The sequence below is a fragment of the Calidithermus chliarophilus DSM 9957 genome (assembly GCF_000430045.1).
Taxonomy (GTDB): Bacteria; Deinococcota; Deinococci; order Deinococcales; family Thermaceae; genus Calidithermus; species Calidithermus chliarophilus.
This window is the reverse complement of sequence record NZ_KE387023.1, coordinates 903,046-928,365: the sequence shown is the minus strand read 5'-3', so window position 1 is coordinate 928,365 and position 25,320 is coordinate 903,046. Positions and strand designations below refer to the sequence as shown.

The following is a 25,320-nucleotide window of genomic DNA, read 5'->3' as shown; positions in this document are numbered from 1 at the left end:
GATCTCGGCCATGGCCTGCCGGGCGGCCTCGGGCCTGCGCTCCGCGACCGAGCGCTCGGCCACCACCCGGACGTCGCCGGCCTTGAGGGCGGCCTCGAGCCGCTCGAGCAGCCCCTGACGCACCCGTTCGGCGCCCGGCCCGAGCAACAGCGCGTAGCGACCGTGCGGCCGGACGGCGTACACCGCCCTGGCTTGCATCCGGCCGGCCTCGAGCTCGTCGAAGCCCACGTAGAAGGCGGCGGGGTCGGGCACCGGGCGGTCGTAGGCCACCACCGGGATGCCGGCGGCCTGGGCGCGGGCGAGGCCGGGGCGGAGGGCTTCGGGGTTGGCGGCGACCACGATCAGCACGTCCGCGCCCTTGGCGGCGAGCGCGTCCATGTCCCTTAGCTGCTGGGCGGACGAGCCTTTGGCGTCGGTGCGGGTGTACTGCGCCCCCAGCGAGCCCAGCCGGGCCCGCAGCGCGTCCTCGTGGATCTTCCACTCGCCCTCGAGGTGTCCCCAGCTCACCCCCACCGTCACCTTGGACGGTTGTGCGGTGCTCGGGAGCAGGGCGTTTGCCAGCAGGGTCAACAAGGCAGCGAGCCGCAAGGTGGTCCAGGAAGGCTTGAGCATCATCGGTGCCGCCATCTTACTCGAGCAGCTCAGCACGGGTAGGGGCGGGTTTCGTGTTCGCTCTGTTCGTTTCTCTTTTGGCGGGGGGTGTGCTGCGGTGCTATGGTTTGGCGACCACGGTTCCGCCGTCGGGGGAGCTAGGGGGAGGCCATTCCACATGGCGAGGGCATCGCGGTACGCGACCCGGCATACGCCGGAAACCTGCTCCCCCTGGGCTCCCCCGACACCCCGCCACCCCCTCCCGCGTGAGCCGCACACCCCGGCCGGGGACGGGCTCGCAGGTCGAGCGGGTGTCCCCTGGGGAGTGGGGCTGTAGTTAGCTGTCGGGTCGGTCACAACCCCAGTGGATAATTGATCCCGAATGGCGTTCAGCGTTCGGCGTTCGGCGTTCGGCGTTCAGCGTTCGGCGTTGGGCGTTCGACTATCGACCCTCACCGCACCTCCACCCCCACCGTCTGCTCCCCCACCCGCAAAACGTAGCGCCCAGGCAGCACGCGGGGCAGCTCGAGGCTGAACACGTCGCCTGGCACCAGGGCGAAGCGGTCTAGAGGGGCGGTGAGCTTGAGGGTGCGGGTTTGGCCGGGCTCGAGGTTCACCTTGGTGAAGGCCACCAGGCGTTCGCGGGGGGCTAGGAGGCCGAGCGGGGGGAAGCGGGTGTAGAGCTGGACGACGTCGCTGCCGGCGCGTTTGCCGGTGTTGCGGACCTCGACGTCCACCTCCACGGCGTTGGCGGTGGCTCGGGCGGCCTGCAGGCGGTAGGTGAAGTCGGTGTAGCTCAGGCCGTAGCCGAAGGGGTAGAGCGGCTCGGCCTTGGGGTAGATGTCGGGGTAGCGGTCGTAGGTGAAGGGCACCTGGCCGAAGAGCTTGGGCCAGGTGAAGGGCAGGCGGCCGCTGGGGTTGTGGCGGCCGAAGAGCACGTCGGCCAGGGCGCTGCCCGCTTCAGAGCCGGGGAGGTAGGCCATGAGGATGGCCTTGGGGACGAGCCACGCGTCGTCGGGGAAGGCCAGGGGGCGGCCGGCGAGCAGCACCAGCACGACCGGCTTGCCCAGGGCCTTGAGGTCACGCAGCAGCTTGTACTGCTCGGCGGGGAGCTCGCCGGTGAGGTTGTTGCCCTCGTTCTCGGCGTAGGGCTTCTCGCCCAGGGCCACCACCACCGCGTCGGAGGCCCTGACCGCGGCGGCGAGGGCCCTGGCGTCCTTGGGGTCGGCGTAGGCCACCTTCACGCCCTGGGGGGCGCCCTTCTGGAGGCCCTCGAGCACCGTCGCCCCGGGGGCCTTGGCCCCCTCCTTGCCCTGCCAGTCGATGCTCCAGCCGCCCATCTGCATGGTCTTGTCGGTGGCGGCGGGGCCGGTGACGAGCAGGGTCTTGACGTTGGTGAGCGGCAGGGTGAAGGCGGCGTTTTCCAGCAGGGTGACGGACTCGAGGGCGGCCTGCTTGGCCAGGGGGCGCTGGGCCTCGACCACCTTCTCGGCCTCGGCCGCCTCGACGTAGGGGCGCTCGAAGAGGCCGAGCTGGAACTTCAGCCACAGGACACGGCCTGCCGCCTCGTCGACGCGGGCGCGGGAGATCCGGCCGGCCTCGACGAGCTCTTTGAGGGTCTGGAGGTAGCGCTCGACCTCCATGGGCACCATGTACACGTCCACGCCGGCGTTGATGCTCATGGCCACGGCGTCGGCGAAGCCGGCGGCGGCCTTGTGGTCGCCCACGAGCTTGTCGATGTCGTTCCAGTCGGAGATCACCACGCCTTTGAAGCCCATCTGGCCGCGCAGCACGTCGGTGAGCAGGTAGCGCGAGGCGTGCACCGGCACGCCGTTGAGTGAGCCGCTGTTGGCCATCACCGTGAGGGCGCCGGCCTCGAGGCCCGCCCGGAAGGGCGGCAGCCACACCTCCTGAAGGGTGCGGGGGGCCAGGAAGGCCGGGCTGCGGTCGGTGCCGCCGAGGGGCTGGCCGTAGCCGGTGAAGTGCTTGAGCGTCGCGGCGACGCGGCCAGCCTGCAGGCCCCGCACCGTCGCGGCCACCAGGCTACCCGCCAGCAGCGGGTCCTCGCCGAAGGTCTCGTAGAAGCGGCCCCAGCGCGGGTCACGACCCAGGTCGGCCACGGGGGCGAAGTTCCACAGCGTGCCCGTGGCCCGCAGTTCCTGCCCCACCCGCCGGGCCACCTGCTCCACCAGGGCCGGGTTCCAGGTGGCCGCCAGGCCCAGGCTATGGGGATAGAGGGTGGCCCCCACGACGTTGTTGTGCCCGTGCACCGCGTCCACGCCGTAAAGCAAGGGGATGCCCAGGCGGCCCTTCTCCACCGCCGCCCGCTGGATGGCGTTGGTCATCTCGGCCCAGGCGCGGGGCGTGTTGGGCACCGGCCCCATCCCCCCGCCCGAGAGCACCGAGCCGATGCCGCGCTGCACGAGGTAGCGCTCGAGCAACTCCCCCTTCAGCGGCCCCAGCCCCCAGCCGTCCGACATCAGCTTGGACACCGCCACCTGCGTCATCTGCCCCAGCTTCTCCTCCAGCGTCATGCGCGCGAGCAGGTCGGCGACGCGCTTCTCCACCGGCTGCGCGGGGTCTTTGTAGAGGGGCTGGGCCAGCGCAGGGCAAGAGCCCAGCAGCACGGCACAGGCGAGGGTGAATCTCCATCGTTTGATCACAATCGATCTCCTCGAGTGAGTTATTGGCGGTCAGCCGTCAGCGGGAGGCACGTGGCGTGTGGCCCGTGGTGAAAAGCACCCCTCCCCTTCCCTCCCCGCCCGCGGGGAGGGTTTATCCCCCCCGCCCCCCTTGCTAAGGGGGGTGAAGAAGGGTCGTCTTGCGTCTCGCGTTTTGCGTATTGCGTTCGGCGTTTAGCGTTTTGCGTTTTGCGTCTTGCGTTTTGCGTACGACGTAGGACGTACGCCGCACGACCCGCGCCCGGCGTCCGGCTATGGGCCATCGGTCCGCTCATACACCCGCACGTAGTCCACCAGCATCCGCTGCGGGAAGCGCGTGGTCGCGTCGGGCATGCCGGGCCAGGCGCCGCCTACGGCGAGGTTGAGGATGAGGAAGAAGGGGCGGTCGAAGACCCAGCGGGCGCCTTCGGGGAGGTCGGCGGGGGTGCGGGTCTGGTAGTGCACGCCGTCGACGTACCAGCGCAGCTCCTCCGGCTCCCACTCGAGCGCGAAGACGTGGAAGGCGTCGGCGAAGTCGGCGGGGAGGGTGTAGGGCTTGCCGATGCCCGCGCCGCCCGAGTAGCCGGGGCCGTGGATGGTGCCGTGCACGGTGCGCGGCTCGCGCCCGATGTTCTCCATCACGTCGATCTCGCCGCACAGGGGCCAGCTCACCGTGCCGATGTTGTTGCCCAGCAGCCAGAACGCGGGCCACAGCCCCTGCCCGCGCGGGAGCTTGATGCGGGCCTCGAAGCGCCCGTAGCGCTGCTCGAACTTGCCGCGGGTGTTGAGCCGCGCGGAGGTGTAGCGGCAGGGGCCGTACCAGCAGCGCAGGCCCGGCAGGCGCTGCTCGAGCGCGGTGATCGCCAGGTTGCGCCCGTCGTGCACGGCGTTGAGGGTGGATTCGGTGTAGTACTGCAGCTCGCTGTTGCCGTTGCCCCAGCCGCCGGTCTCCACGTTCCACTTGCTGCGGTCCACCGGGCTGCCCAGCGGCAGGTTGAACTCGTCGGCCCAGGTCAGCCGCCACCCGGGCAGGTCCTGGGCCAGGGCGCCGGGAAGGGCCAGCGCCAGGAGGAACAGAAGTTTGGGAAAGTTCAGCTTCATGGGATTGACCCCCGTGTCGAAGGCTGGTGGCCTGTGGCCGAAGGCTTTTCCCCACGGGCTATCAGCCATCAGCTATTGGCTATCGACTATCGACCATCGACCTCTACTCGAGCCCCCGGTACGTGAAGTAGTCGAAGTCCGCGTGCAGCCGCGCCCCGCTCAGGTCCTGCGCGCACAGGCCGATGAAGGTGCCCGTGAAGGACAGGCCGTTGCAGTAGTCGTCGGAGAGCTTGCCGGAGTCGAAGACGGGGCCGACGGGCTGCCAGTCCTGGCCCTGCAGGGCGTAGAAGAAGCGGAAGGTTTCGCGCTCGAAGCGCACCTTGAGGTATACCCGCGCGGCCTCCCCAACGCTCACCTCGCGCCCCAGCGGCTCCTCGTAGCGCCCGGCGTCGCACGCCAGCAGGTTGAGGGTCTTGCCCAGCTCCTCGTCGCGGCTGAGGCGCAGGTAGACCCAGTGCCGCGTGTCGTAGTAGCACACCAGCCCGGCCATCTGCTGGAAGTGCCGGGGCTCGAACTCCAGCGCGGTCTCGGCCTCGGCGTGGAAGTGTTGCAGGCGGCGGGCCACCAGGCTCTGGCGGTGCCGCGAGATCAGCGACTCGCGCCCGTAGAGGCGCAGGAAGCCGGGGCGCTCGCTGAGGGAGAGCCAGGAGCCGTCGGCGGGGAGGCGCAGGGTCTGGAAGTGCGGGCTGAGGGTGGGGGCGTCGAAGGGGTCGGTCTCGGGCTCCGGGGGCCAGGGGTGGGGCGGGAGGTCGGGGGCTTCGACCTCGAGGCGCGGGGTGTTCCCACCCCCCGCCAGGCGCGGCCAGCCGTCCTCGGCCCACTCGAGCTTCTGAACGGCGGTCTCGCGGCCCAGGTTGCAGCGGCGCAGCGGGGCGCCGGGCGGGTCGAGGGGCCGGCCGGTGAGGTGGACCATGTACCACTCCCCCGTCGGGGTCTCCACCAGCGAGGCGTGGCCCGCCTTCTGCAAGGGCAGCTCGGGGTGGTCCCGGGCCGTGAGGAGGGGGTTGGCGGGGTGCACCTCGTAGGGGCCGAAGATCGAGCGCGAGCGGGCCAGGGTCACGGCGTGCTCGTAGGAGGTGCCCCCCTCGGCGGTGAGCAGGTAATACCAGCCGCCGCGCTTGTAGAGGTGCGGCCCCTCGGTGACGCCCAGGCAGGTGCCGCGGAAGATGTTGTGCACGGGGCCCACCAGCTCCTGCCGCACGGGGTCGTACTCCTGCAGCAGGATGCCCGCGAAGGCGTTGCGGCCCTTGCGGTGGTCCCAGACCATGTTCAAGAGCCACTTGCGCCCGTCGTCGTCGTGGAAGAGCGAGGGGTCGAAGCCGGAGGAGTTGAGGTAGACGGGCTCCGACCACGGCCCCTCCACGCGCTCGGCGGTGACGAGGTAGTTGTGGGTGTCCTTGAAGGGGGCCTCGAGCGCCCAGGTCTTGACGTCGGTGTAGATGAGCCAGAAGCGGCCGTCCGCGTAGCTCAGGCAGGGGGCCCAGACGCCCCCGGAGTCGGGGTTGCCCAGCAGGTCGAGCTGCGAGCGGCGGGCCAGGGGCCGCCCCGCCAGCCGCCAGTGCACCAGGTCGCGCGAGTGGTGGATCTGCACGCCGGGGAACCACTCGAAGGTGGAGGTGGCGACGTAGTAGTCCTCCCCCACCCGCACGACGGAGGGGTCGGGGTTGAAGCCGGGCAGGACGGGGTTGCGGATCATTCAGCCGGCCCCCGCGCCGCCCTCGAGGAAGCCCTTCAGCCAGCGCCCGCTCTGCTTGAGGCGGCGCTCCTGGGTGGCGAAGTTGACGTAGAACAGCCCGAAGCGCTTGTCGTAGCCCTCGGCCCACTCGAAGTTGTCCAGCAGGCTCCAGGCGAAGTAGCCCTTCAGCGGAACCCCCTCCCGCACGGCCTGGGCGCACTTGCTGAGGTGGGACTGGTAGTAGGCCAGGCGGCGGGGGTCGTGGATCTCGCCGTCGTCCTCCACCCCGTCGGGGTAGCAGGCCCCGTTCTCGGTGATGTAGACGGCGGGCGGGCGGTACTCGCGGGCCACCCGCGCCACGATCTCGCGGATGCCGTCGGGGTAGACCTCCCAGTTCATGTAGGTGTACTCGCCCTCCGGCCGCACGTGCTCGACGAAGAGGGGGCCCTGGCCGCCGTGCCGCACCACCGAGCGCGAGTAGTAGTTGATGCCCAGGAAGTCGAGGGGGGCGGCGACGGCCTCGAGGTCCCCCGGCTCCACCCGGGGCACCATGGCCCCGTAGAGCTCCCACACGTCGCGCGGGTAGCCGAAGCCGAACAGCGGGTCGAGGTACCAGCGGTTGAAGAAGCCGTCGTAGCGGCGGGCGGCCTCGAGGTCGCGGGGGTCGGGCGTGGCCGGGTGGGTAGGGGTGAGGTTGAGGGTGATCCCCACCTGAGCCCCGGGCACCGCCGCCCGCAGCGCCTCTGTTGCCAGGCCGTGCCCCAGCAGCAGGTGGTGGGCGGCCTGCAGCGAGAGGGCGAAGTCCTGGCGACCGGGGGCGTGCACACCGTTGCCGTAGCCCAGGTAGGCCGAGCACCACGGCTCGTTGAGGGTGATCCAGTGCTTGACGCGGTCGCCCAGGCGCTGCCCCACCACGGCGGCGTACTCGGCCAGGGCGTGGGCGGTGTCGCGCTCGGGCCAGCCGCCCGCGTCCTCGAGGGCCTGGGGCAGGTCCCAGTGGTAGAGGGTGACCCAGGGCGTGATCCCGGCCTCCAGCAGCGCGTCCGCCAGCCGTTCGTAGAACTCGAGCCCGGCCCCGTTGACCGCGCCGCGGCCCTGGGGCAGCACGCGGGGCCAGGCGACGGAGAAGCGGTAGGCGTTGACGCCCAGCCCCTGCATCAGGGCGACGTCCTCGCGGTAGCGGCGGTAATGGTCGCAGGCGACGTCGCCGGTGTCGCCCGCGCGGGTCTTGCCGGGGGTGTGGCTGAAGGTGTCCCAGATGCTGGGGGCGCGGCCGTCCTCGAGGGCGGCCCCCTCGATCTGGTAGGCGGCGGTGGCGGTGCCCCACACGAAGTCGCTGGGGAAGTCGTCGCGTCGGATGGTCATGGTCGTGGTCCTTATCAAGGTCAGGTCAGGCCGCTCAGGGGGTGCCCCCCAGGGCCCGCAACAGGGCGTGGTAGGCCGGCTTGGGCTGGTAGAGCGCGTCGAAGATCAGGGGCTCGGCGGCGGCGCGCCAGGAGTAGGCGTCGGTGAAGCCCCACAGCGTCACGGCGGTGCAACGGGCGACGGCGCGGCAGGCCTCGAGCACCTCGGCGTACACCCGGGCCTGCGCCTCCAGCCGCTCCTCCCTGGAGCCCGCCCCCCGGAGCAGCACGTCGAGCTCGGTGATGTGCACCTCGAGGCCCAGGTCGGCGAAGCGCTGCAGGTTCTCCCGCATGCGCGCCTGCCGGGGCGAGAAGGTGCTGTCGAGGTGGGCCTGGAAGCCCACGCCGTCGATGGGCACGCCCTTGGCCTTGAGCGCTTTGAGCAGGGCGTAGATCTCGTCCGACTTGGCGCCCATGCCGTCGGCGCCGTAGTCGTTGTAGAAGAGCTTGGCCTGGGGGTCGGCGGCGCGGGCGAAGCGGAAGGCGTGCTCGAGGTAGTCGGGGCCCACGGCCCGCAGGAAGGGGGTCTCGCGCAGGCCGCCCCGGTCGCTCACCGCCTCGTTGACCACGTCCCAGTAGGCCACCTGGCCGCGGAAGTGCCCGGCCACCGCCTGGATGTGCTCCTGCATCACGGCCAGCATGGCCTCGCGGGAGAAGGTGCCGTTGCGCACCCACGCGGGCAGTTGCTCGTGCCAGATGAGGGTGTGGCCGCGCACCCGCTGGCCGTGCTGGCGGGCGAAGCGCACCAGGGCGTCGGCGCCGGCGAAGCCGTACTGCCCCCGCTCGTTGCTCAGCGAGGCCCACTTCATGGCGTTCTCGGCCACCACCAGGTTGAACTCGCGGGCGAGGAGCTGGGCGTACTCGGGCTCGAGGGGGTCGTACAGCGCCCCGCCCACCGCCGCGCCGATCAACAGCCCGCGCTGTTCGGCCAGCGCGCGCAGCGGGGCGGGCTGGCCCTGGGCCAGCGAGGCCAGCCCGACCGCCGCCCCCAGGGCGAGCGTGCGGAGGAGGGGCTCAGCTCTTGACCGCACCGGAGGTCAGTCCTTCCATGAGCTGACGGGCGGCGAAGACGAACAGCAGCAGCAGCGGGGCCACCAGCAGCGCCGTGCCGGCCATGATCGCGCCCCACTCCACGTCGGTCGCCCCCTGCAGGGTGCGCAACACCACCGGCAGGGTCTGGGTCTCCTGGCTGCGCAGGATCACCGCCACGTCGGCGAAGCGGTTCCAGGAGCCGATGAAGGTGATCAGGCCCAGCGTGCCCAGCACCGGCCGCACCAGCGGCAGCACGACGCGCCAGTAGATGCCGAACTCGCTGCACCCGTCGATGCGGGCGGCGTCCACGAGGTCGCGGGGGATGGCCGAGGCGATGTACTGGCGCATCATGAAGATGCCGATGGCCCCGGCCATGCCCGGCAGCCACAGCGCCTTGGGGGTGTTGATCCAGTCGAAGAGGTGGAGCTGCCCCAGGAAGGTCCCGGCGAAGGCGTTGGCGAGGGGGTCCATGGCCCGGTCGAGCTGGGTCATGACCAGGTAGAAGGGAATGAGGTTGAGGATAGCCGGGATCAGCAGCGTGGCCTGCACGAAGGCGAAGAGCTGGTTGCGCCCGCGGAACTCGTACATGGCGAAGGCGTACCCGGCCAGGCTGCAGAAGAACAGGTTGCACAGCGTGACCACCAGCGCCAGGTAGACGTTGTTCCAGTAGGCCCGCCAGAAGGGGATCTTCTCGAGCAGGATCTGGTAGTTCGTCGCCAGGTCGTTGCCGAACCACAACGGCGGCGGGGAGCCGAAGATCTCCGAGCGCTCGTGGGTGGCGAAGACGAACATGAAGTAGAAGGGGGCCAACGTCGCCAGCCCGCCCAGCAGCAACAGGCCGTAGCCGCTCAGCCGGGCCAGGCCGCCGCCGAGGCTGCCGCGGGCGAGGGGTTTGGGTGACTGTACGGCCATGCCTCAATCCCCCCTTCCCTGGGCCGCGCGCCCGAAGACGAGGTTGTTGATGATGGTCAGCGCGGCGATGAAAGCGAACAGCAGCCAGGCGATGGAGGCCGCCGTGCCCATCTCGAGCCACTCGAAGGCGGTGCGGAACATGTACATCGCCACCGTCTGCCCGCCCTGCGTGGCCGAGCTGGCCCCGCCGTTGAGCAGCACGAAGGGCTCCTCGAAAAGCTGCATGCTGCCGATGATGGTGAGCGAGACCGCGAAGAACATCATGGGGCGCAGCAGCGGCAGCGTCACGAAGCGGAACTGCTGCCAGCGGGTGGCCCCGTCCACCGAAGCGGCCTCGTAGAGGTCACGGGGGATGGCCTGGATGGCCGAGAGGTAGAGCAGGGTGTTCCAGCCGGTGTACTTCCAGATCACCACCAGCGCGATCCCCCACTTGATGGTGGAGTTGAGGAACCAGTTGACGGGCTCGTCGGGCAGGAACCACCCGAAGAGGGGCAGGGTGTTGAGGTAGGCGACGGTCTGGTTGATCACGCCCTTCTGGGTGGAGAAGAGCGTGCTGAAGATCAGGGCCACCGCTACGGTCGAGGTGATGTAGGGCAGGAAGTAGACCGCGCTGGCGAAGGTCTTGAAGCGGCTGAGGCCCATGTGGATGGCGAAGGCCAGCGGGATCGCCAGCAGGTGCTGCGGCAACCCCGAGACGATGCCCAGCCAGACCGTGTTGTACATCGCCCGCCAGAACATTGGGTCGGTGAAGGTGAAGCCGTAGTTTTCCAGGCCCACGAACTTCCAGTTGCCCCAGCCGTCGGTCTGTGACCACGACTGGAAGGACATGTACAGCGAGAACAGCGTGGGGTAGAGCCCGAAGATCAGGAACAGGATGAAGAAGGGGCTGATGAAGACGTACGGGGCCCAGCGGCGCTGCAGGTTGCTCCAGCGCATCTGCCGGCTGATGGCCCCTGGAGGGGCGGTGCTGCTGCGTTGCACTGCGACGCTCCTTTCGCTCTAGCAGCGCTCAGGGGGCTTCAGGTCGGGCCCACACCGCACCCGAGGAGTCCGGTGTGGGCTCGAGTCCTCCCGCGACGGGCAGCTCTAGCGCATGCGGCGCTCGATGAGGGTCTTGGCCTCGGCCAGCGCGGCCTTGATGTCCTTGCCCTCGTCCAGGACCTGCGACAGCGCGGTGCTGATGATCTCGTTGGCGATACGGTCGTACTTGTTGGCCTCCACCGGCTTGATCTTGCGGGCCGCCTCGCGCCACAGCACGCGGGCCTTCTGGCCGCCCAGGAAGTCGACGCCCTGCTCGAAGATGGGGTCGGTCTGGGCCGACAGCAGCGCCGGGAAGGCGCCGATGGCCTTGAAGGCGTCGACCTGCGCGGCGCGGTTGGTGGTGAGGTACTTGATCAGCGTCCAGGCCTCGGCCTTGTTCTTCGAGGCGCTAGGGATGCCGTAGAAGCTGCCGCCCCACGAGCCATACAGCCCCTCGGGGAGCTGCTGCACGCGCCACAGGCCTTTGGTCTCGGGGGCCATCCAGTTCTGCAGGTGCCCCTGCAGCCAGGCGCCGGAGAACTGCGTGGCGACGGTGCCCTTCTTGAAGCCGTCGTACCACTCGTTGGTCCAGGCCCCGATCTTGGCGTCGAGCCCGGCGTCGCGGATCTGCTTGGCGAGTTCGAAGGCGCGCACGAAGCGCGGGCCGTCCACGACCACCTTGCCGCTCTTGTCGAAGTAGTAGCCCTCGCCCGCCCCTACGCTCGAGAAGATGTTGATCCAGGCCACGTCGGCGGCGTTGGCGATGAGGAAGACGTTCTTGTCCATGGCCTTGATCTTCTTGCCCGCCTCGATGTACCCGTTCCAGGTCATCATGCTCGCGGGGTTGATCCCGGCCTTGTCGAGGATGTCCTTGCGGTAGTAGAAGGTGCCGGGGCCGATGTCGACGGGCATGGCGATGAAGCGGCCGTCGGCACTGGTGGCCTGGGCGACGGTGTAGGGCGTGAAGAGCCTCTTGTACAGGTCGGCGTTGTAGGGGGGCTTGTTGAGGTCCTCGAAGCCCTGGCCCTCGGCGAAGCGGCCCACGAAGCCGATCTCGATGGCCTCGACGTCTCGCAGGCCCTGCCCGGTGGCCAGCGCGGTGGTCAGGGCGTTGTGGTGGTCGGCGTACTGCAAGGTCACCAGCTTGACCTCGATGTTGGGGTAGAGCTTGTAGAAGCCGGGGAGTTGCGCCTTGATGGCGTCGTCCAGGTTGGGGAACACTCCGACGGTGATCACTTTCTTCTGGGCCAGGGCCAGCCCACCCAGGGCCAGCGCGGCCAGCAACACGGCTGCAGCTTTCTTCATCCGAAGACCTCCTCGCTCGAAACTCGTCTCAAGGCCGATTGCCGGGGTTTGTAAGCGCTTTCAAATCAGGAACTCGAACACCTCCTTCGCGGGATTTGAGGCAAGGGCAGTGCGCTTCGGGGGAAGCGCCTCCGGGGGATCGGGGGGAATGGGGCACGCTAGCGCACCCCCTGGCGCAGCAGGGCCGTAGACTCGCGAACGACGAGGCGGTTCGCCAGCGGCGCGAAAGCGTAGGGCCGCCCCTCGAGCTTGCTCAGGATGGCCCGGGCCGCCTCGCGGCCGAACTCCAGGGACGGCTGGGCCACGGTGGTGAGGGGCGGGGTGGTGTAGCTCGAGCTCGGCAGGTCGTCGAAGCCCACCAGCGAGACCTCGCCGGGCACCTGGATGCCCCGGCGGTGCAGTGCCAATCGCGCGCCGTAGGCCATCTGGTCGTTGGAGGAGAAGATGGCCGTGAACAGGGCGCCCCGCGCGAGCAGGGCCTCCACCGCCATCAGGCCGGAGGGCTCGTGGTAGTCGCCCTCGACCACCAGGCGGGGGTCGAAGTTGAGGTTGGCTTCGGCGAGGGCCCGGCGGTAGCCCTCGAGGCGGTCGCGGGCGTCCTGCTGGTAGAGCGGCCCGGCGATGTGGGCGATGCGCCGGTGCCCGAGGTTGATGAGGTGGCGGGTGGCCTCGTAAGCGCCCTGGGCGTTATCGACCGTGAGGCAGTCGGGCTCGAGGCCCGGCACCGTGCGGCCGATGACCACCGTAGGCAAGTGCTCGGCCAGGGCGAGGAGCTCGGCGTCGGGGAGCAGGCCGCCCATGACGATCAGGCCGTCGATCTTGCGCCCGCTGAGCACCTTGAAGGCCTCGCGCTCGGCGTCGGGGCGCCAGTGCCCGCTGGCGAACACCGGGTAGTAGGGGCTGCCGCCCAAACCCTCCTCGACGCCCTTGATCACCTCGCCGTAGTAAGGGCTGGCGATGTCCTGGGTAATGACCCCCACGCTCATCGACTTGCCCTTGGCGAGCCCCTGGGCGATGAGGTTAGGCCGATACCCCAGCCGCCGGATCGCCTCGTAGACCGCGCGTTCCTTCTCGGGCGCGACCCGCGCCGTGCCGTTGATGACCCTCGAGACCGTGCTCGGGGAGACTCCTGCCTCCCGCGCGACGTGGCTCAAGGTGACCGAATCAGGCACATTTCCCTCCAGGGTGATGGCTCCTACGACACTGTTGACTGGCCCACAGTAAACCATGCTTTGAAAGCGCTGTCAAGAAGTCTTCAACAAGCGTTTTCCAGATCAACCAATTCCACACCCTCGAGCCCTCGCGCCCCTTTCACGACAAGCCCAGCCGGGCCAAGCCCGGAAAATTCGCCATCTGACAGCCGATCTCCGCGAGGTCCACACCTCAACCGCCCAACGAAACGCCAAGAAAGCGTTTTCTATTCCTTAGTGCCAGCCAAGGCGGAACTGGAAAGGCAGACCGCTAACAGCAGCACCTCGGCTATCGGCTATTAGCCGTCAGCCCTCAGCCGTCAGTTCGTGGTGAACCCCACCCCTTCCCTCCCCGCCCGCGGGGAGGGGGTATCCCCCCCAGCCCCCCTTGCTAAGGGGGGTGACAAGGCGCCCCGCGTCTTGCGTTTGGCGTTTGGCGTACGACGTACGCCCCGCGCCCGGCCATCAGCTATCAGCGCTCGGCGTCCCACACCTCATGCCCCGTCCCCGCTCACCCGCTCGAGCAATTCCTCCGCCTCCTGGTAGTACGCGTCCTTGGGGATCAGCACCAGCTCCCCCTGGCGGTGCACCGGGTAGTAGGCGTGCTCGAGGCTCAGCGGCAGCCGCGTCTGGTCGCTGCGGCGAAACATGGCCGGAGGATTAAGGCCCGGCAGCCAAAGCATCCGCAACCGCTCGTGCAGGCCCAGCCGCACGATCAGGGCGAGGCGCAGCAGGCCCCTGGCGGTGTGCCGGAATCCCCTCACGCCCTCCAGTGTAGCCCCGGCTGATGTGGCGTTCGTTACCTGGGCCGTTAAGCCTCGCGTTTCAGGTGACGGCACCCCCGCCCCCACCCCCTCCAGGGGCGCTCTGGCGGGGAAAAGCCCAGTGCCGGGCGTTCCTTAACGCCCGGTTTACGCCAAGTGGCTAGACTCGGGGCAAGGCGCTGAGTCAATCCCGCTCACCCGCGCGAGATCACGGAGGAGAAATGAGATCCATTCTACGGGGTACCGCACTATCACTGGTCTGGATTCTGGCGTCGCTGGCGGCCGCCTTCGGCCCGGAGGACGCCTTGAGGTATAAAGACCCCCGCGCCGACTTAGCCAAGGCCCAACTCGACGCGGCCCAGCAGGCCCTGCAGCTCGCGCAGGGGGGGTTCGGGGCTAAGGCCCTGCCCACCTTGTCCCTGGGGCAGTCGCCCGACGCGGTCTTCCTGGAGAGCAACCCCACCAGCGGTTACGGGCTGCGCCTCGAGCTCGGCTGGACGCTCAACCCCGGCAGCGTAGGCCAACTGACGCGCGACCTCGAGGACCGCCGCCAGTCCTACCTCAACCTCCTGCGCGAGAGCACCCGCCTGGCCCTGCAGGCCCACACCCGCGTGTGGCAGCAGCAGCTCTTCCTGCGCGAGGCCGAAGCCCGCCTGGGCGTGGCCCGCGCCCGCCTGGCGGCCGTTCGCGAGCGCCGCGAGGAGAACCAGGCCACCGCCCTCGACCTGCAGCGCGCCGAGCTGGGGGTCGAGAGCGCCCAGCTCGGCGTCGAATCGGCCCGCAGCGCCCTCGCCGCCGCCCAGCGCGACGCGGCCAGGTACGGCCTGCGCGGCAACGCCGAGAGCCGCACCGTGCGCTTCGCCACCCCCGAGGTCTCCCCCCGCACCACGACGCGTTACCTCAACGAGCTCGCCACCCTCACCCAGATCCAGATCGAGGCCCGCGGGGCCAACTTCTCCTGGCTGCCCGGCTTCCGCGCGGGGGTGGGCATGACCACCGCCCGCGACTCCTTCGGCATCGGCGGCTCGGTGAGCTTCAACGAGGGGGTCTTCTCGGTAGGCACCAGCCTCGACCTGCGCTCCCCCTCCACCGACGAGAACGCCCTCGACGCCCCGAGCTGGGGCTTCGTCCTCGAGGCCGAGATCGACCTCGACGCCCTGTTCTTCAACACCGCCTACGGCACCAACGCCCGCCTGCAGAGCCAAAACCTCATCCTGCAGACCCTCGAGGCCGAGATCGCCGCCGACCTGCGCGCCCGCCGCGAACGCCTGGCCCTGCTCGAGCGCCGCCTCGCGCTGGGGGAACGCGCCATCGTCCTCGAGCAGCAGTACCTCGCCCAGAGCAAGGCCCTCTACGACCGGGGCGACCTCACCGACGAGGAATACTTCGACCGCATCGCCAACGTCCGCGACGAGATCGAGCTCAGCTTCACCTGGGGCGAGTACATCGACGCCGTGAGCGAGTACCTCGAGATCACCGGGCTCCCCTGGGCGCTGCGGCGGTAAAGCGGTAAGCCGTCAGTTATCAGCTATCAGCCGTCAGCAAAAGGCTGGTGGCCTGTGGTTCACCCCTCCCCTTCCCTCCCCGCCGGCGGGGAGGGTTTATCCCCCCCAACCCCCCTTGCCAAGGGGGGAACAAGGCGTTTGGCGTATTGCGTTTGGCGTTTGGCGTTTGGCGTCTCGCGTACGACGTAGGACGTACGACGCACGACCCACGCTCTGCGCCCGGCGCCCGGCTATCGGCCACCGACACTTTGTGAAGTTCCCCGTTATCTTCCCGTTGCCCACGCTACGGCCGCTCATAGGCAGTTAACGCCCCCCCATCTGGGCCGTTGGAGACGGGCCAGCCACCCCATAACGCGACTGTCACGCTCCCCCCTCTAAGCTGTAGGCTGGGTTTTTCGATCATTCGGGAGGTGTTGAGGCGTGAAGGTAGTGATTCTGGCAGGTGGGGTGGGCAGCCGGCTCTCCGAGGAGACGGTGGTCAAGCCCAAACCCATGGTGGAGATCGGCAACATGCCGATCCTGTGGCATATCATGATGCATTACTCGCACTACGGGTACAGCGAGTTCGTCATCGCGTTGGGCTACAAGGGGGAGTACGTCAAGAAGTGGTTCGCCGACTTCGCCGCCTACTCGGGCAACATGCACCTCGACTTAGGGCGCGGCACCATCGAGGTGGAGAACCCCCACGCCCTCGACTGGAAGGTCAAGCTCGTCGACACCGGCCTGCACACCAACACGGCCGGGCGCATCAAGCGGCTGCGGCCCTACCTCGACGGCACCTTCTTCATGACCTTCGGGGACTCGGTCTCTACGGTGAACATCCCCGAGTTGCTGCGCTTCCACAAGGGGCACGACAAGCTCGCCACCCTCACCGCCGTTCACCCCCCGCCCCGCTTCGGGCAGCTCGTCCTCGAGGGCGACCGGGTGGCCGACTTCAGCGAGAAGCCCCTCGACACCGCCTGGATCAACGGCGGCTTCGCGGTGCTCGAGCCCGAGATCTGCGACGAGTACATCGAGGGCGACGCCAGCGACCTGGCCGAGACCTGGGAGCGCTTGAGCATGGCCGGGGAGCTCATGGCCTTCAAGCACGAGGGCTTCTTCCAGCCCATGGACGCCCAGCGCGACAAGGTGTACCTCGAGAAGCTCTGGGACGGGGGCCGCGCCCCCTGGAAAATCTGGGACGAACACGCCCGTAGCCTCGACGGCAAAGTATTCGGGCAGGTTTAGGAGCATTGCTATGAAGATCCTGGTCACGGGCTACAACGGCTACATCGGCAGCGTGATGGTGCCCTTCCTGCAGAACGCCGGGCACGAGGTGGTGGGCCTGGACAGCTTCCTCTACGAGGGCTGCCACTTCAGCGACGAGCCCCCCGCCATCCCCTCCATCCGCGTCGACGTGCGGCAGGTCGAGCCCGAGCACTTCGTGGGCTTCGACGCGGTGATCGCACTGGCCGCGCTCTCCAACGACCCGCTGGGCAACCTCAACGCCCGGACCACCTACGCCATCAACCACTACGGCGTCATCCGCACGGCGCAGGCGGCCAAGAAGGCCGGGGTCAAGCGCTTCCTCTTCGCCAGCTCGTGCAGCCTCTACGGCGCCGGGCCGCAGGACTTCCTCGACGAGACCGCCGGCTTCAACCCGGTCACGCCCTACGGGGAGTCCAAGATCCGCTGCGAGTTCGACCTCGTCCCCCTGGCCGACGAGAACTTCAGCCCCACCTTCATGCGCTGCGCCACCGCCTACGGCTTCTCGCCGCGGCTGCGCTCGGACTTGGTGGTCAACGACCTCACCGGCCTGGCCCACCTCACCGGCGAGATCGCCATGAAGTCCGACGGCATGCCCTGGCGGCCCTTCGTGCACATCGAGGACATCTCGCGCGCCTTCCTGGCGGCGCTCGAGGCCCCCCGCGAGCGCGTGCACCTGGAGGCCTTGAACGTGGGCCAGACCAGCGAGAACTACCGCGTGCGCGAGGTGGCGCAGATGGTGGCGGAGGTGGTGCCCGGCAGCACCGCCACCTTCTCCGACGGGGCCGAGCCCGACATCCGCAACTACCGGGTCAACTGCGACAAGATCAAGGCCGTGCTCCCCGAGTTCAAGCCGGTCTGGACGGTGCGCAAGGGCATCGAGCAGCTCTACGACGAGTACCGCCGCAGCCGCGACCTCACGCTGGAGAGCTTCAAGAGCTCGCGCTTCATGCGCATCAAGCGTATTAAGGAATTGCAGGCCGAAGGCAGGCTCGACGAGGAGCTCTACTGGAAGGAGACCGTGCAGTCGTGATGGCGCCCGGGCCGGGCTTCCGGCCACGGGGACGATTGAAGGACGGGATTTGAGGGTATCGCCGTGAGAAAAATACACCGTTGTCGCTCGTGCGGTTCGGCTCAGCTCAGCAGTTTCCTCGAGCTGGGGAAGCTGCCCCAGGGCCTCATCGGCCCCGAGCACCTGGGCGTGCTCGAGAGCCGGGTGCCCATCGAGCTGGGCTTCTGCCACCGCTGCGCCCTGGTGCAGCAGATGAGCGCCGTGCGCCCCGCCGCCAGCGAGCCCGAGGACTTCGCCTACTTCGGCCTGGGCAGCCCGCAGGGCTTCCAGCAGTTCGTCGAGGAATTGGGGCTGGGCGAGGAGAGCGTGGTGCTCGAGCTGGGCAACCCGCTGGCCGAGCTGCGCTCCAAGCTGCAGCAGAGCGCCGTCGAGGTGCGGGGGGTGGAGAGCTTGGGCCGCGACTACGCCCAGCACCACCCCAAGGCCCACCTCATCCTCGCCCACAACACCCTGGCCGAGACCGCCGACCCGGGCGGCTTCATCGCGGCCATCGCGCTGGCGCTCCACGAGGACGGCGTGGCGTTCTTCGAGAGCCCCTACATCCGCTACCTCATCGAAGGGCGCGAGTTTGACACGCTGCACCCGCAGCACAAGAGCTACTTCTCGGTGACCTCGATCCAGACCCTGCTGCTGCGCCACGGCCTGCGCCTGTTCCGCCTCGAGCGCCACCCCACCCGCCCCGGCCTGCTGCGCTTCTACGCCGGCAAGGCCCGCCCCGCCGAGCCCTCGGTGCACCGCTACCTCGAGCTCGAGCGCCGGCTGGGCATGTCGAGCCTGGCCTTCTACCAGGAGTTCGCCTCCCGCGTGGCCTCCGCCCGCGAGGCGCTGCTGGCGCTGCTGCTGGAGCTGCGGGCCAAGGGCAAGCGCATCGCCGCCTACGGTGCCAGCGCCCGCGCCGTGCTGATGCTCAATTACGTGGGCTTAGGCCGCGAGGTCGTCGAGTACGTGGTCGATCCCGACCCCTTCAAGCAGGGGCTCTACGTCCCCGGCGTCCACCTGCCTGTCTTCTCGCCCGAGCACGCCCTGGTCACCCGCCCCGACTACCTGCTGATCCTGGCCTGGGACTACGCCCAGGCCGTCATCGAGCAGCAGGCCGAGTTCGCCCGCCTGGGCGGCAAGTTCATCGTGCCGCTGCCGCACCCGGAGATCGTGGGGCCGGTGGTGGAGGACGCGGTGAGGGTTAATCGGTGAATGCTGGAAGACGTCGATGGTCGATAGCCCATAGCCGATAGCCGAATGCCGAACGCTAAACGCTCTTCTCCTTTCCTCCCCGCGGGCGGGGAGGGTTGGGGAGGGTGAGCCACGAGCTTATCGCTGAAGGCTGACAGCTGAGATCCATCAAACAACGGAGCTTTCACACCATGTCCATCCCCCAACCCCAGACCAACCCCTACCCCCAGGCCAAGCCGGGGGCCAAGCACTGCCGCGCTTGCGGGGGCACGAACCTCGAGCCCTTCTACCGTGCGCCCAACATCCCCATCCACTGCATCCGCCTCATCGCCACGCGGGAAGAGGCGCTGGCGGTGCCCCGGGGCGACCTCGAGCTCGCCTATTGCCCCGATTGCGGCTTCATCCAGAACACCGAGTTCGACTTCGCGCTGCTCTCCTACGACGAGAACTACGAGGAGACCCAGGGCTTCTCCCCCACCTTCGGCAAATTCGCCAAGGAGCTCGCGCGCAAGCTGGTCGAGGGCTACGGCGTGCAGGGGCGGAAGCTCCTGGAGATCGGCTGCGGGAAGGGGGAGTTCTTGCTCGAGGTCTGCAAGCAGGGCGGCAACACCGGCTTAGGCATGGACCCCGCCGCCGTGCCCGGCCGCCTGCCCGAGGCCCAGGGCGTCATCGAGTACGTCATCGACTGGTACGAGAACCACACCGGGCGCACCCTCGAGGCCGACGTGGTGATGCACCGCCACACCCTCGAGCACATCCCCGAGGTCGCGCAGTTCGTGCGCACGGTGCGGGCCAACCTGCGCTCCGACGCGCTGTACTTCATGGAGGTGCCCGACGTGCGGCGCATCCTCGAGGAGTGCGCCTTCTGGGACATCTTCTACGAGCACGCCTCCTACTTCACCCAGGGCTCGCTGGGCCGCCTGCACCGGCAGGCCGGGTTCCGCGTGCTCGAGAACGTGCGGGCCTACAACGACCAGTACATCCTGCTCTACGCCCGGCCGGGCGAGCCCAACGCGCTGCTGCCCGAGGAGGACGACCTCGAGCTGCTGAACACCCTCGTCCCGCAGTTCAAACAGGCCGTGGTGCAGGAGATCGCCCGCTGGCAAGGCCTGATCCGGGGCTGGCACGCCGAGGGCAAGAAGGTGGTGATCTGGGGCGCGGGCTCGAAGGGCGTCTCCTTCCTCACCACCCTGGGCCTGCAGGACGAGATCGAGTACGCCGTGGACATCAACCCCTACAAGCAGGGCTTCTACATGCCCGCCACCGGCCACAAGGTGGTGGGACCGGACTTCCTCGAGGCCTACCGCCCCGACGTGGTGCTCGTCATGAACCCCATCTACCTCCCCGAGATCAGCAAGATGCTCGCCGAGCGGGGCCTCCACCCCGAAATGCTTGGGGTGGGGGCGAGGTAGGAGGGAAGTCATACCGGATTCAAAAAGATAGTCATCCGATCCGAAGGGCCCCGGAGGCTATCTTTTTGAACCCCAGAGCACTCCCTTCGGTCGGGTTGGTTCGTCACCGAACGGTGACGAACCAACCGAATCTGGTATCAGCTATCAGCGGTCAGCCGTCAGCAGTAAGCGATAGGCTCGTGGTGAAAGGAACCCCTCCCCGCACGCGGGGAGGGTCTAGGGTCCAGGGCCGGAGGCCAGGGCGTTTTGCGTTTGGCGTCTTGCGTACGACGTACGACGTAGGACGTACCACCCGCGCTCAGCTATCAGCTATCGGCGTTTGGCGTTCAGCTATCCGCGCCAATCACTCCAGCCCCGACATCTTGCGGTTCTTCGCGATGTAGCTCTGCCAGTTCTCCGGCACGTCCTCTTCGGGGTAGATGGCCGAGACGGGGCAGGCCGGCACGCAGGCTCCGCAGTCGATGCACTCGTCGGGGTGGATGTAGTACTGGTCACCACCGTCGTAGATGCACTCGACCGGGCACACCTCGGTGCACGAGTTGTCCTTGACGCCGATGCACGGCTCGGTAATCACGTGGGGCATGGCTTCACCTCCTGGGGGATAACGGCTTGGGCTCTGGCCGAGCGGCCACCGTCTGCGCCCTATTGTAAGCAAAATCGCTGGTTGTCAATACCAATTCGGCCCGCCGGCCGCGAAGCCGGCTCAGACGCCTTTTGGAGCTACAGGCATCGATAATCGATTAGCTCGAGGCTTCCCCGCTCAGTCCGAGTGCATCGAGGCGGCGATCCGCTGAGCCCAGCCACCGAGCCCGGGCAGGGGTTCGGCCAACCCGGCTCGAGCGCGGAGCCACCCCCAGACGAAGAGGCCGGTAACCAGCAACATGTATGCACCGACCAGCACCGAGTACGGCTGGATGAGCGGCACCTCCGAGGGCAGGAGGCGGGCTTGGGGCTGGGGCAAGCCGGCCAGAAAAGCCATGACGGGCTGTCCGACGGCCGTAACGGCTATGAGGGCGGCGATCTGGAGCAGTTGGAGCCTCGAGTACGGACTCCCCTTGAGCAGAGCCGCCAGTTGCAGAGCCAACACCGCCAGCACGAGACCGGCGACGCTGGCCTGGGCGTTGAGCCACTGGGGGACGACGTAGAGGCCGATCGCGCTCGCCCAGAGCGAGGCGGCGAGTTGGCGGTCGTCATGGAGCACTGGTTTATCCATGAACGCTCTCCTCAACCGTCAACACGAGCGGAGGTTACTTCCTCTTCCTCCCTTTGCGAACGGTAGACCTACCGGCAGGCTGGGTTCCCCGCTTCAACAAAGGCAGTGTGACGGGCGGCCATCCCATCCGCGCCGTCATCGCCTGGACCAGCTCCCTCCAGTAAGGCCAGGTGTTCACCGGGAGGTTGACGTCACGGAAAATCTCGAAGTAGGGCTGGCCGATCGGTTGAACGCTCGTGAAGCGCAACCCGAATTCCGCTTCAATTCTTCCGACGGGTTCGGAAGATGGCTGGGCGTTGGTCGCGAGCAGCAAGTAGCGGTGGAAAACTTCAAAGCCGCCATCTACGGGTGTGTAGCTCGCCTCGTCTGCGACCTCGAGCCGGGTACCAGCAGGCTTGATCGGGAAGCTCCTGGCTTCGACGTTGAGGCGAACCAGCCGAACTTCGAGAAGCTCCAGCCCTTCGATGAACTGCCCGTACTCGGCGGGGCTCAAAGCGGACGGGGTGTTGGCAGATCTCTTGCTCAAGCTAAGCCCCCAGGAAGCGTTGGAAATCCTCCCGCACTGAAGCCAGAACGTGGGGTCCACGCAGATGCTCGAAGGCGTTCGCGCGGATTTGAGTTTCGATTTGCCAGCCCCACGCGAGCAGCCGGTGCTCTATGCGGTCCAGCCGTTGACAAACGTTCTGCAGTTCAAGGTGCAGCCGGTGGTGCGACGCGCCCTGAGCCACGAGGGTTAGAAGGTAGGCCTCGAGAGCCACTCCCTCCTCCCGGGCGCCCTTCTGCAGTTGCTGATACAGCATGCGCGGCAAGTGCAGCCGAACCGTACAGTCTGTGGATGCAATGGGGGCTTCCTCCGGTTGTGAGACCGGAGACTTTCGAGGTCGCCCCCCTTTCTTCCCATTCTTACGAGCTGCTGCAGCCTTGGCCGGGCTGCTGACCCTACCCCCTCGCTGTCCTAACTGGGCCATCCAGGCCCGCGTCCCATAAACACCCCTTACGAGGAAAGGCACGCTCACGTCGGCATCCAGCGCTTCCCAGTGGAGACCGGTCCCAGCCGGGGTCACCTCGACCTGGCTCAACGCCTCGTCACTAGCCCCCTGTAAACCCTCGATCAGGTCAACGCTGACCGATACGCGGCGGCCATCTCTAAGTTCGACCTCGAGTTCCCGGGACAGTGGGTTGTAGCGGGCGTGGCGAGCCACGGGCTCAGACCGCTCCGCCAACTCACCCGCCTTCCGAGCAGCCTCAATTTGTTGAAGAAGATCAGCAGTCACCATGGATCTCTCGCCACCATTCCAACAGGGAGTCGTTGTCTCGACTCACTATCTCTACAGCTCTCACTACATCGCCGTTTTTGACACCCCCGCGAATCTCGCGAATCTCTACAGCCTCTCCGTCGAGGCCAAGAAGGATAAGGACTTCACCATCGGTGGTCATGACATGAACGTGGGGAGGGCGATGATCGTTGGGATATATAACTATCCGGAATCCATCTATCCTACAGCTCGGCATTTGCCCAAGAGCATATCAGTCTCCTTCCTACAAGGTACGACAGTCGCTTGGGTTTTTCAAATTCGCTTGGGTTTTACTGGTTTTTGATCTTGTGGTGACCGGCTCCGGAAAGCTTTTGGTAGGCTATAAGCCCATGGCGGTGCGCCTGACCGACGAGCAAGAGGCCATCGTGGCCCACGACCACGGGCCGGCGCTGGTGTTCGCCGTGGCCGGGGCGGGCAAGACCACCGCGCTGGTGCACCGGGTCGAGCGGCTGGTGCGGCAGCGGGTCTTCGACGCCCGGCGCATCCTGCTGACCTCCTTCAGCCGCATGGCCGTGGCCGACCTCAAGCGTGCCCTCTCGGCGTGGCCGCACTGCGACGCGGTGCGCACCTCGACGCTGCACGCGCTGGGGCTGTGGATCGTGCGGCGGGCGGCCAAGGAGGGGCTGGTCGCGCTGAAGGACGAGCCGCTGGGCGAGGGGCAGGAGCGCGCGCTGCTGACCAAGACCCTGCGGCGGGCGCGCGAACTGCGGGTGGACTACGCCGACGAGCTCGAGGCCCTCGACCTCGAGGACTTCCTGAGCTACGTGGGGGCCTGCAAGGGCAACCTCCACTACGCCGACCTCGAGGCCGCCGCCCTGCCCCCCCAGGCCTGGAAGGTGGCGCAGCAGGCCCAGGCCCCGGCGGGGCTCGAGTGGTACCTGGACCTCTACCGCCTCTACGAGCGGGTGCGGCAGGAGGAGGGCGCGCTGACCTACGACGACCTCCTGATGGGCGGCTGGGAGCTGCTGGTGCGGCACGAGGGGCTGGCCCAGGCCATGGCCAAGGGCTTCCAGGCGGTGCTCGTGGACGAGTTCCAGGACGTCAACCTCGCCCAGTCGGAGATCCTGCACGCCCTCACCCCCGAGCGCAACTACATGGTGGTGGGCGACGACGACCAGACCATCTACGAGTGGCGCGGGGCCAGCCCGCGCTTCATCCTCGAGTTCGAGCGGCGCTACGGGGCCCGGAAGTACCTCATCCGCGACAGCTTCCGCTGCTCGGCGGCGCAGGTGGCGCTGGCCGGGCGGGTCATCGCCCACAACCGCCAGCGCGAGCCCAAGCGGCTGAGCCTGACCCGCGGCTTCGAGGGGCAGGTCTTCGTCCACGGCCCCGAGAGCGTGCCTGAGCAGGCCCGCGCGGTGGTGGGGGAGGTGGCCGAGGCCCTGCGGCGGGGGCTGCGCCCGGGCGACGTCGCCGTTTTGGTGCGGCTCTACGCCCAGACGCCCTACATCGAGCAGGCCCTCATCGAGGCCCAGATCCCCTACCGGGTGGTGGGCAGCCCGCCCTTCTACCGCCGCCCCGAGATCGAGACCCTGCTGGCCTACCTCGAGCTCGGGCGCCTCGAGACCGAGCCCGACCCCGGGCGCCTGGCCCAGGCCTGGGGCCTGGCCTACAACCGCCCCACCCGCTACCTGAGCCGCACCCTGGCCGAGGCCATCCGCAAGCGGGCTCTCGCCCAGCGCCTCCCCCTGAGCCAGGCCCTGCGGCAGGCCGCCCTCGAGGCCGAGGGGCGCCAGCGCGAGCGGCTGGAGGAGCTGGCGGGGGTGCTCGAGTGGCTGGGGCAGGCCCAGGGCCAGCGGGCCGCCGGGGTGCTGGCCGCGCTCGACGCGCGGCTGGAGTACAGCCGCTACCTGCGGGCCCACAGCGGCTTCCCCGAGGTGGGCGAGGGCCGGGCCGCCAGCGTCAAGGCCTTCCTCGACTACGTGCGCGACAAGGGCAGCGTGCGCGAGCTGCGCGAGCACCTGGGGCACCTCAGCGAGCTCCAGCTCGAGCAGGACAGCGCGGACGAGGCCGTCACCCTGATGACGGTGTTCCGGGCCAAGGGGCTGGAGTGGCCGCTGGTGCTCATCCCCGACTGCACCGAGGGCACCTTCCCCTACAGCGGCAACCCCAACACCGAGGAGGAGCGCCGGCTGTTCTACGTCGCCCTCACCCGCAGCAAGGGCGACACCCACCTCTACGCCCCCCGCTCGAGCACGCCCTCGCGCTTTTTGCGCGAGGCGGAGGCCGCCGAGACCCTGCAGGCAGTCGAGCGGCTGGGAACGGCGCTGTTCAAGCCGGCCGAGGAGCTCTCCAGCCTCGAGACCCTCGCCCTCGCCCGCGACCTCGGCGCCCTGAGCCTGGAGCGCTACCTCTACCGGTGGTGGCCCGCCCCGCCCGAGCAGGCCCGAGCCGTGGCCCAGAAGGTCCTGCGGCTGTTCGCGGCGGCCGAGCGCGAGGGCTGGCTCGAGGCGCTGGGCCTCTCCCCCGCCGGGCGCGAGCTGTGGGAGGCGCTGGGGCCGCTGGAGGCCCCGCCCGGCCCCCACGAATTCCGCGACCTGGCCGAATTCCTGCCCCGCGCCGCCGTTTTGGCCTCGCCCGAGAACGTGCGCCCGGGCCAGAAGGTGCGGCACGCGCAGTTCGGGCTGGGCACGGTGATCCGGCTGGAGGACGGGGTGGCGATGGTGGCCTTCGGCGACGGGCTGCGGCGGCTGGCCCTGCGCTACGCGCGGCTCGAGGTGGTCGGGGGGTAGGG

22 protein-coding genes and 1 pseudogene are annotated in these 25,320 nt (G+C 68.5%); 6 read left to right on the top strand and 17 right to left on the bottom strand.

Going from position 1 to position 25,320, the window contains the following annotated elements; genetic code table 11:
- From MEICH_RS23595 to MEICH_RS0104415, 11 genes are all read right to left on the bottom strand, one after another.
- A partial coding sequence (locus MEICH_RS23595; protein WP_027891609.1) for a substrate-binding domain-containing protein occupies positions 1–615 on the bottom strand: 615 nt, incomplete at its 3' end.
- A gap of 428 nt (positions 616–1,043) precedes the next feature.
- On the bottom strand, positions 1,044–3,254 hold the full coding sequence (locus MEICH_RS0104460) for a glycoside hydrolase family 3 N-terminal domain-containing protein (protein ID WP_027891608.1): 2,211 nt from the start codon (positions 3,252–3,254) through the stop codon (positions 1,044–1,046).
- A gap of 270 nt (positions 3,255–3,524) precedes the next feature.
- Positions 3,525–4,352 carry a glycoside hydrolase family 16 protein gene (locus tag MEICH_RS0104455; RefSeq protein ID WP_027891607.1) on the bottom strand — a complete coding sequence of 276 codons (828 nt, stop codon included), beginning with the start codon at positions 4,350–4,352 and terminating at the stop codon, positions 3,525–3,527.
- Positions 4,353–4,455: 103 nt separating this feature from the next.
- A complete protein-coding gene (locus MEICH_RS0104450) occupies positions 4,456–6,048 on the bottom strand; it encodes a glycoside hydrolase family 43 protein (protein WP_027891606.1) in 1,593 nt (530 codons plus the stop codon).
- The gene (locus MEICH_RS0104445; RefSeq protein ID WP_027891605.1) at positions 6,049–7,392 is read right to left on the bottom strand and encodes a GH1 family beta-glucosidase; all 1,344 of its coding nucleotides are present in this window, start codon (positions 7,390–7,392) and stop codon (positions 6,049–6,051) included.
- Positions 7,393–7,426: 34 nt separating this feature from the next.
- On the bottom strand, positions 7,427–8,461 hold the full coding sequence (locus MEICH_RS0104440; RefSeq protein ID WP_245587615.1) for an endo-1,4-beta-xylanase: 1,035 nt from the start codon (positions 8,459–8,461) through the stop codon (positions 7,427–7,429).
- Positions 8,445–9,374 (bottom strand): carbohydrate ABC transporter permease, encoded by a 930-nt coding sequence (locus MEICH_RS0104435; RefSeq protein ID WP_027891603.1) that lies wholly within the window; start codon positions 9,372–9,374, stop codon positions 8,445–8,447. The genes MEICH_RS0104440 and MEICH_RS0104435 overlap by 17 nt, the downstream gene beginning before the upstream one ends.
- 3 nt (positions 9,375–9,377) lie before the next feature.
- Positions 9,378–10,355, bottom strand: coding sequence for a carbohydrate ABC transporter permease (locus tag MEICH_RS0104430; RefSeq protein ID WP_027891602.1), 978 nt, complete (start codon positions 10,353–10,355; stop codon positions 9,378–9,380).
- A gap of 105 nt (positions 10,356–10,460) precedes the next feature.
- Positions 10,461–11,699 carry an ABC transporter substrate-binding protein gene (locus tag MEICH_RS0104425; protein WP_027891601.1) on the bottom strand — a complete coding sequence of 413 codons (1,239 nt, stop codon included), beginning with the start codon at positions 11,697–11,699 and terminating at the stop codon, positions 10,461–10,463.
- Between the two features lie 158 nt (positions 11,700–11,857).
- Positions 11,858–12,871, bottom strand: coding sequence for a LacI family DNA-binding transcriptional regulator (locus MEICH_RS0104420; protein ID WP_027891600.1), 1,014 nt, complete (start codon positions 12,869–12,871; stop codon positions 11,858–11,860).
- A 512-nt stretch (positions 12,872–13,383) separates the two neighbouring features.
- Positions 13,384–13,653, bottom strand: a complete 270-nt coding sequence (locus MEICH_RS0104415) for a hypothetical protein (RefSeq protein ID WP_036218301.1) — start codon at positions 13,651–13,653, stop codon at positions 13,384–13,386.
- Positions 13,654–13,874: 221 nt separating this feature from the next.
- On the opposite strand from MEICH_RS0104415, the gene MEICH_RS0104410 reads away from it, so the two are divergent.
- From MEICH_RS0104410 to MEICH_RS0104390, 5 genes are all read left to right on the top strand, one after another.
- The gene (locus MEICH_RS0104410; RefSeq protein WP_157202610.1) at positions 13,875–15,158 is read left to right on the top strand and encodes a hypothetical protein; all 1,284 of its coding nucleotides are present in this window, start codon (positions 13,875–13,877) and stop codon (positions 15,156–15,158) included.
- Between the two features lie 420 nt (positions 15,159–15,578).
- Entirely contained in the window at positions 15,579–16,385 is an 807-nt protein-coding gene (gene rfbF / locus MEICH_RS0104405) for a glucose-1-phosphate cytidylyltransferase (protein ID WP_027891597.1), read from the top strand.
- A 10-nt stretch (positions 16,386–16,395) separates the two neighbouring features.
- Positions 16,396–17,436, top strand: a complete 1,041-nt coding sequence (locus MEICH_RS0104400) for an NAD-dependent epimerase/dehydratase family protein (protein WP_027891596.1) — start codon at positions 16,396–16,398, stop codon at positions 17,434–17,436.
- 63 nt (positions 17,437–17,499) lie between these two features.
- Positions 17,500–18,666: a methyltransferase C-terminal domain-containing protein gene (locus tag MEICH_RS0104395; RefSeq protein WP_027891595.1), complete on the top strand. Its 1,167-nt coding sequence runs from the start codon at positions 17,500–17,502 to the stop codon at positions 18,664–18,666.
- Between the two features lie 170 nt (positions 18,667–18,836).
- A complete protein-coding gene (locus tag MEICH_RS0104390) occupies positions 18,837–20,057 on the top strand; it encodes a class I SAM-dependent methyltransferase (protein ID WP_051303904.1) in 1,221 nt (406 codons plus the stop codon).
- Positions 20,058–20,400: 343 nt separating this feature from the next.
- Here the strand turns inward: MEICH_RS0104390 and MEICH_RS0104385 are convergent, their stop codons facing one another.
- From MEICH_RS0104385 to MEICH_RS30640, 6 genes and pseudogenes are all read right to left on the bottom strand, one after another.
- On the bottom strand, positions 20,401–20,640 hold the full coding sequence (locus tag MEICH_RS0104385; RefSeq protein WP_027891593.1) for a ferredoxin: 240 nt from the start codon (positions 20,638–20,640) through the stop codon (positions 20,401–20,403).
- 177 nt (positions 20,641–20,817) lie between these two features.
- The gene (locus MEICH_RS0104380; RefSeq protein ID WP_027891592.1) at positions 20,818–21,270 is read right to left on the bottom strand and encodes a hypothetical protein; all 453 of its coding nucleotides are present in this window, start codon (positions 21,268–21,270) and stop codon (positions 20,818–20,820) included.
- A 34-nt stretch (positions 21,271–21,304) separates the two neighbouring features.
- The gene (locus MEICH_RS0104375; RefSeq protein ID WP_157202609.1) at positions 21,305–21,796 is read right to left on the bottom strand and encodes a hypothetical protein; all 492 of its coding nucleotides are present in this window, start codon (positions 21,794–21,796) and stop codon (positions 21,305–21,307) included.
- A 1-nt stretch (position 21,797) separates the two neighbouring features.
- On the bottom strand, positions 21,798–22,070 hold the full coding sequence (locus tag MEICH_RS30020) for a hypothetical protein (RefSeq protein ID WP_027891590.1): 273 nt from the start codon (positions 22,068–22,070) through the stop codon (positions 21,798–21,800).
- 198 nt (positions 22,071–22,268) lie between these two features.
- Positions 22,269–22,547: pseudogene (locus MEICH_RS30645) on the bottom strand (DUF2442 domain-containing protein); the annotation flags it as partial.
- Positions 22,534–22,782, bottom strand: coding sequence for a DUF4160 domain-containing protein (locus MEICH_RS30640; RefSeq protein WP_084542173.1), 249 nt, complete (start codon positions 22,780–22,782; stop codon positions 22,534–22,536). The gene MEICH_RS30640 and the pseudogene MEICH_RS30645, both read right to left, overlap by 14 nt.
- A gap of 133 nt (positions 22,783–22,915) precedes the next feature.
- On the opposite strand from MEICH_RS30640, the gene MEICH_RS0104365 reads away from it, so the two are divergent.
- Positions 22,916–25,318 (top strand): ATP-dependent helicase, encoded by a 2,403-nt coding sequence (locus tag MEICH_RS0104365; RefSeq protein ID WP_027891589.1) that lies wholly within the window; start codon positions 22,916–22,918, stop codon positions 25,316–25,318.
- The last annotated feature ends 2 nt before the right edge of the window (positions 25,319–25,320 follow it).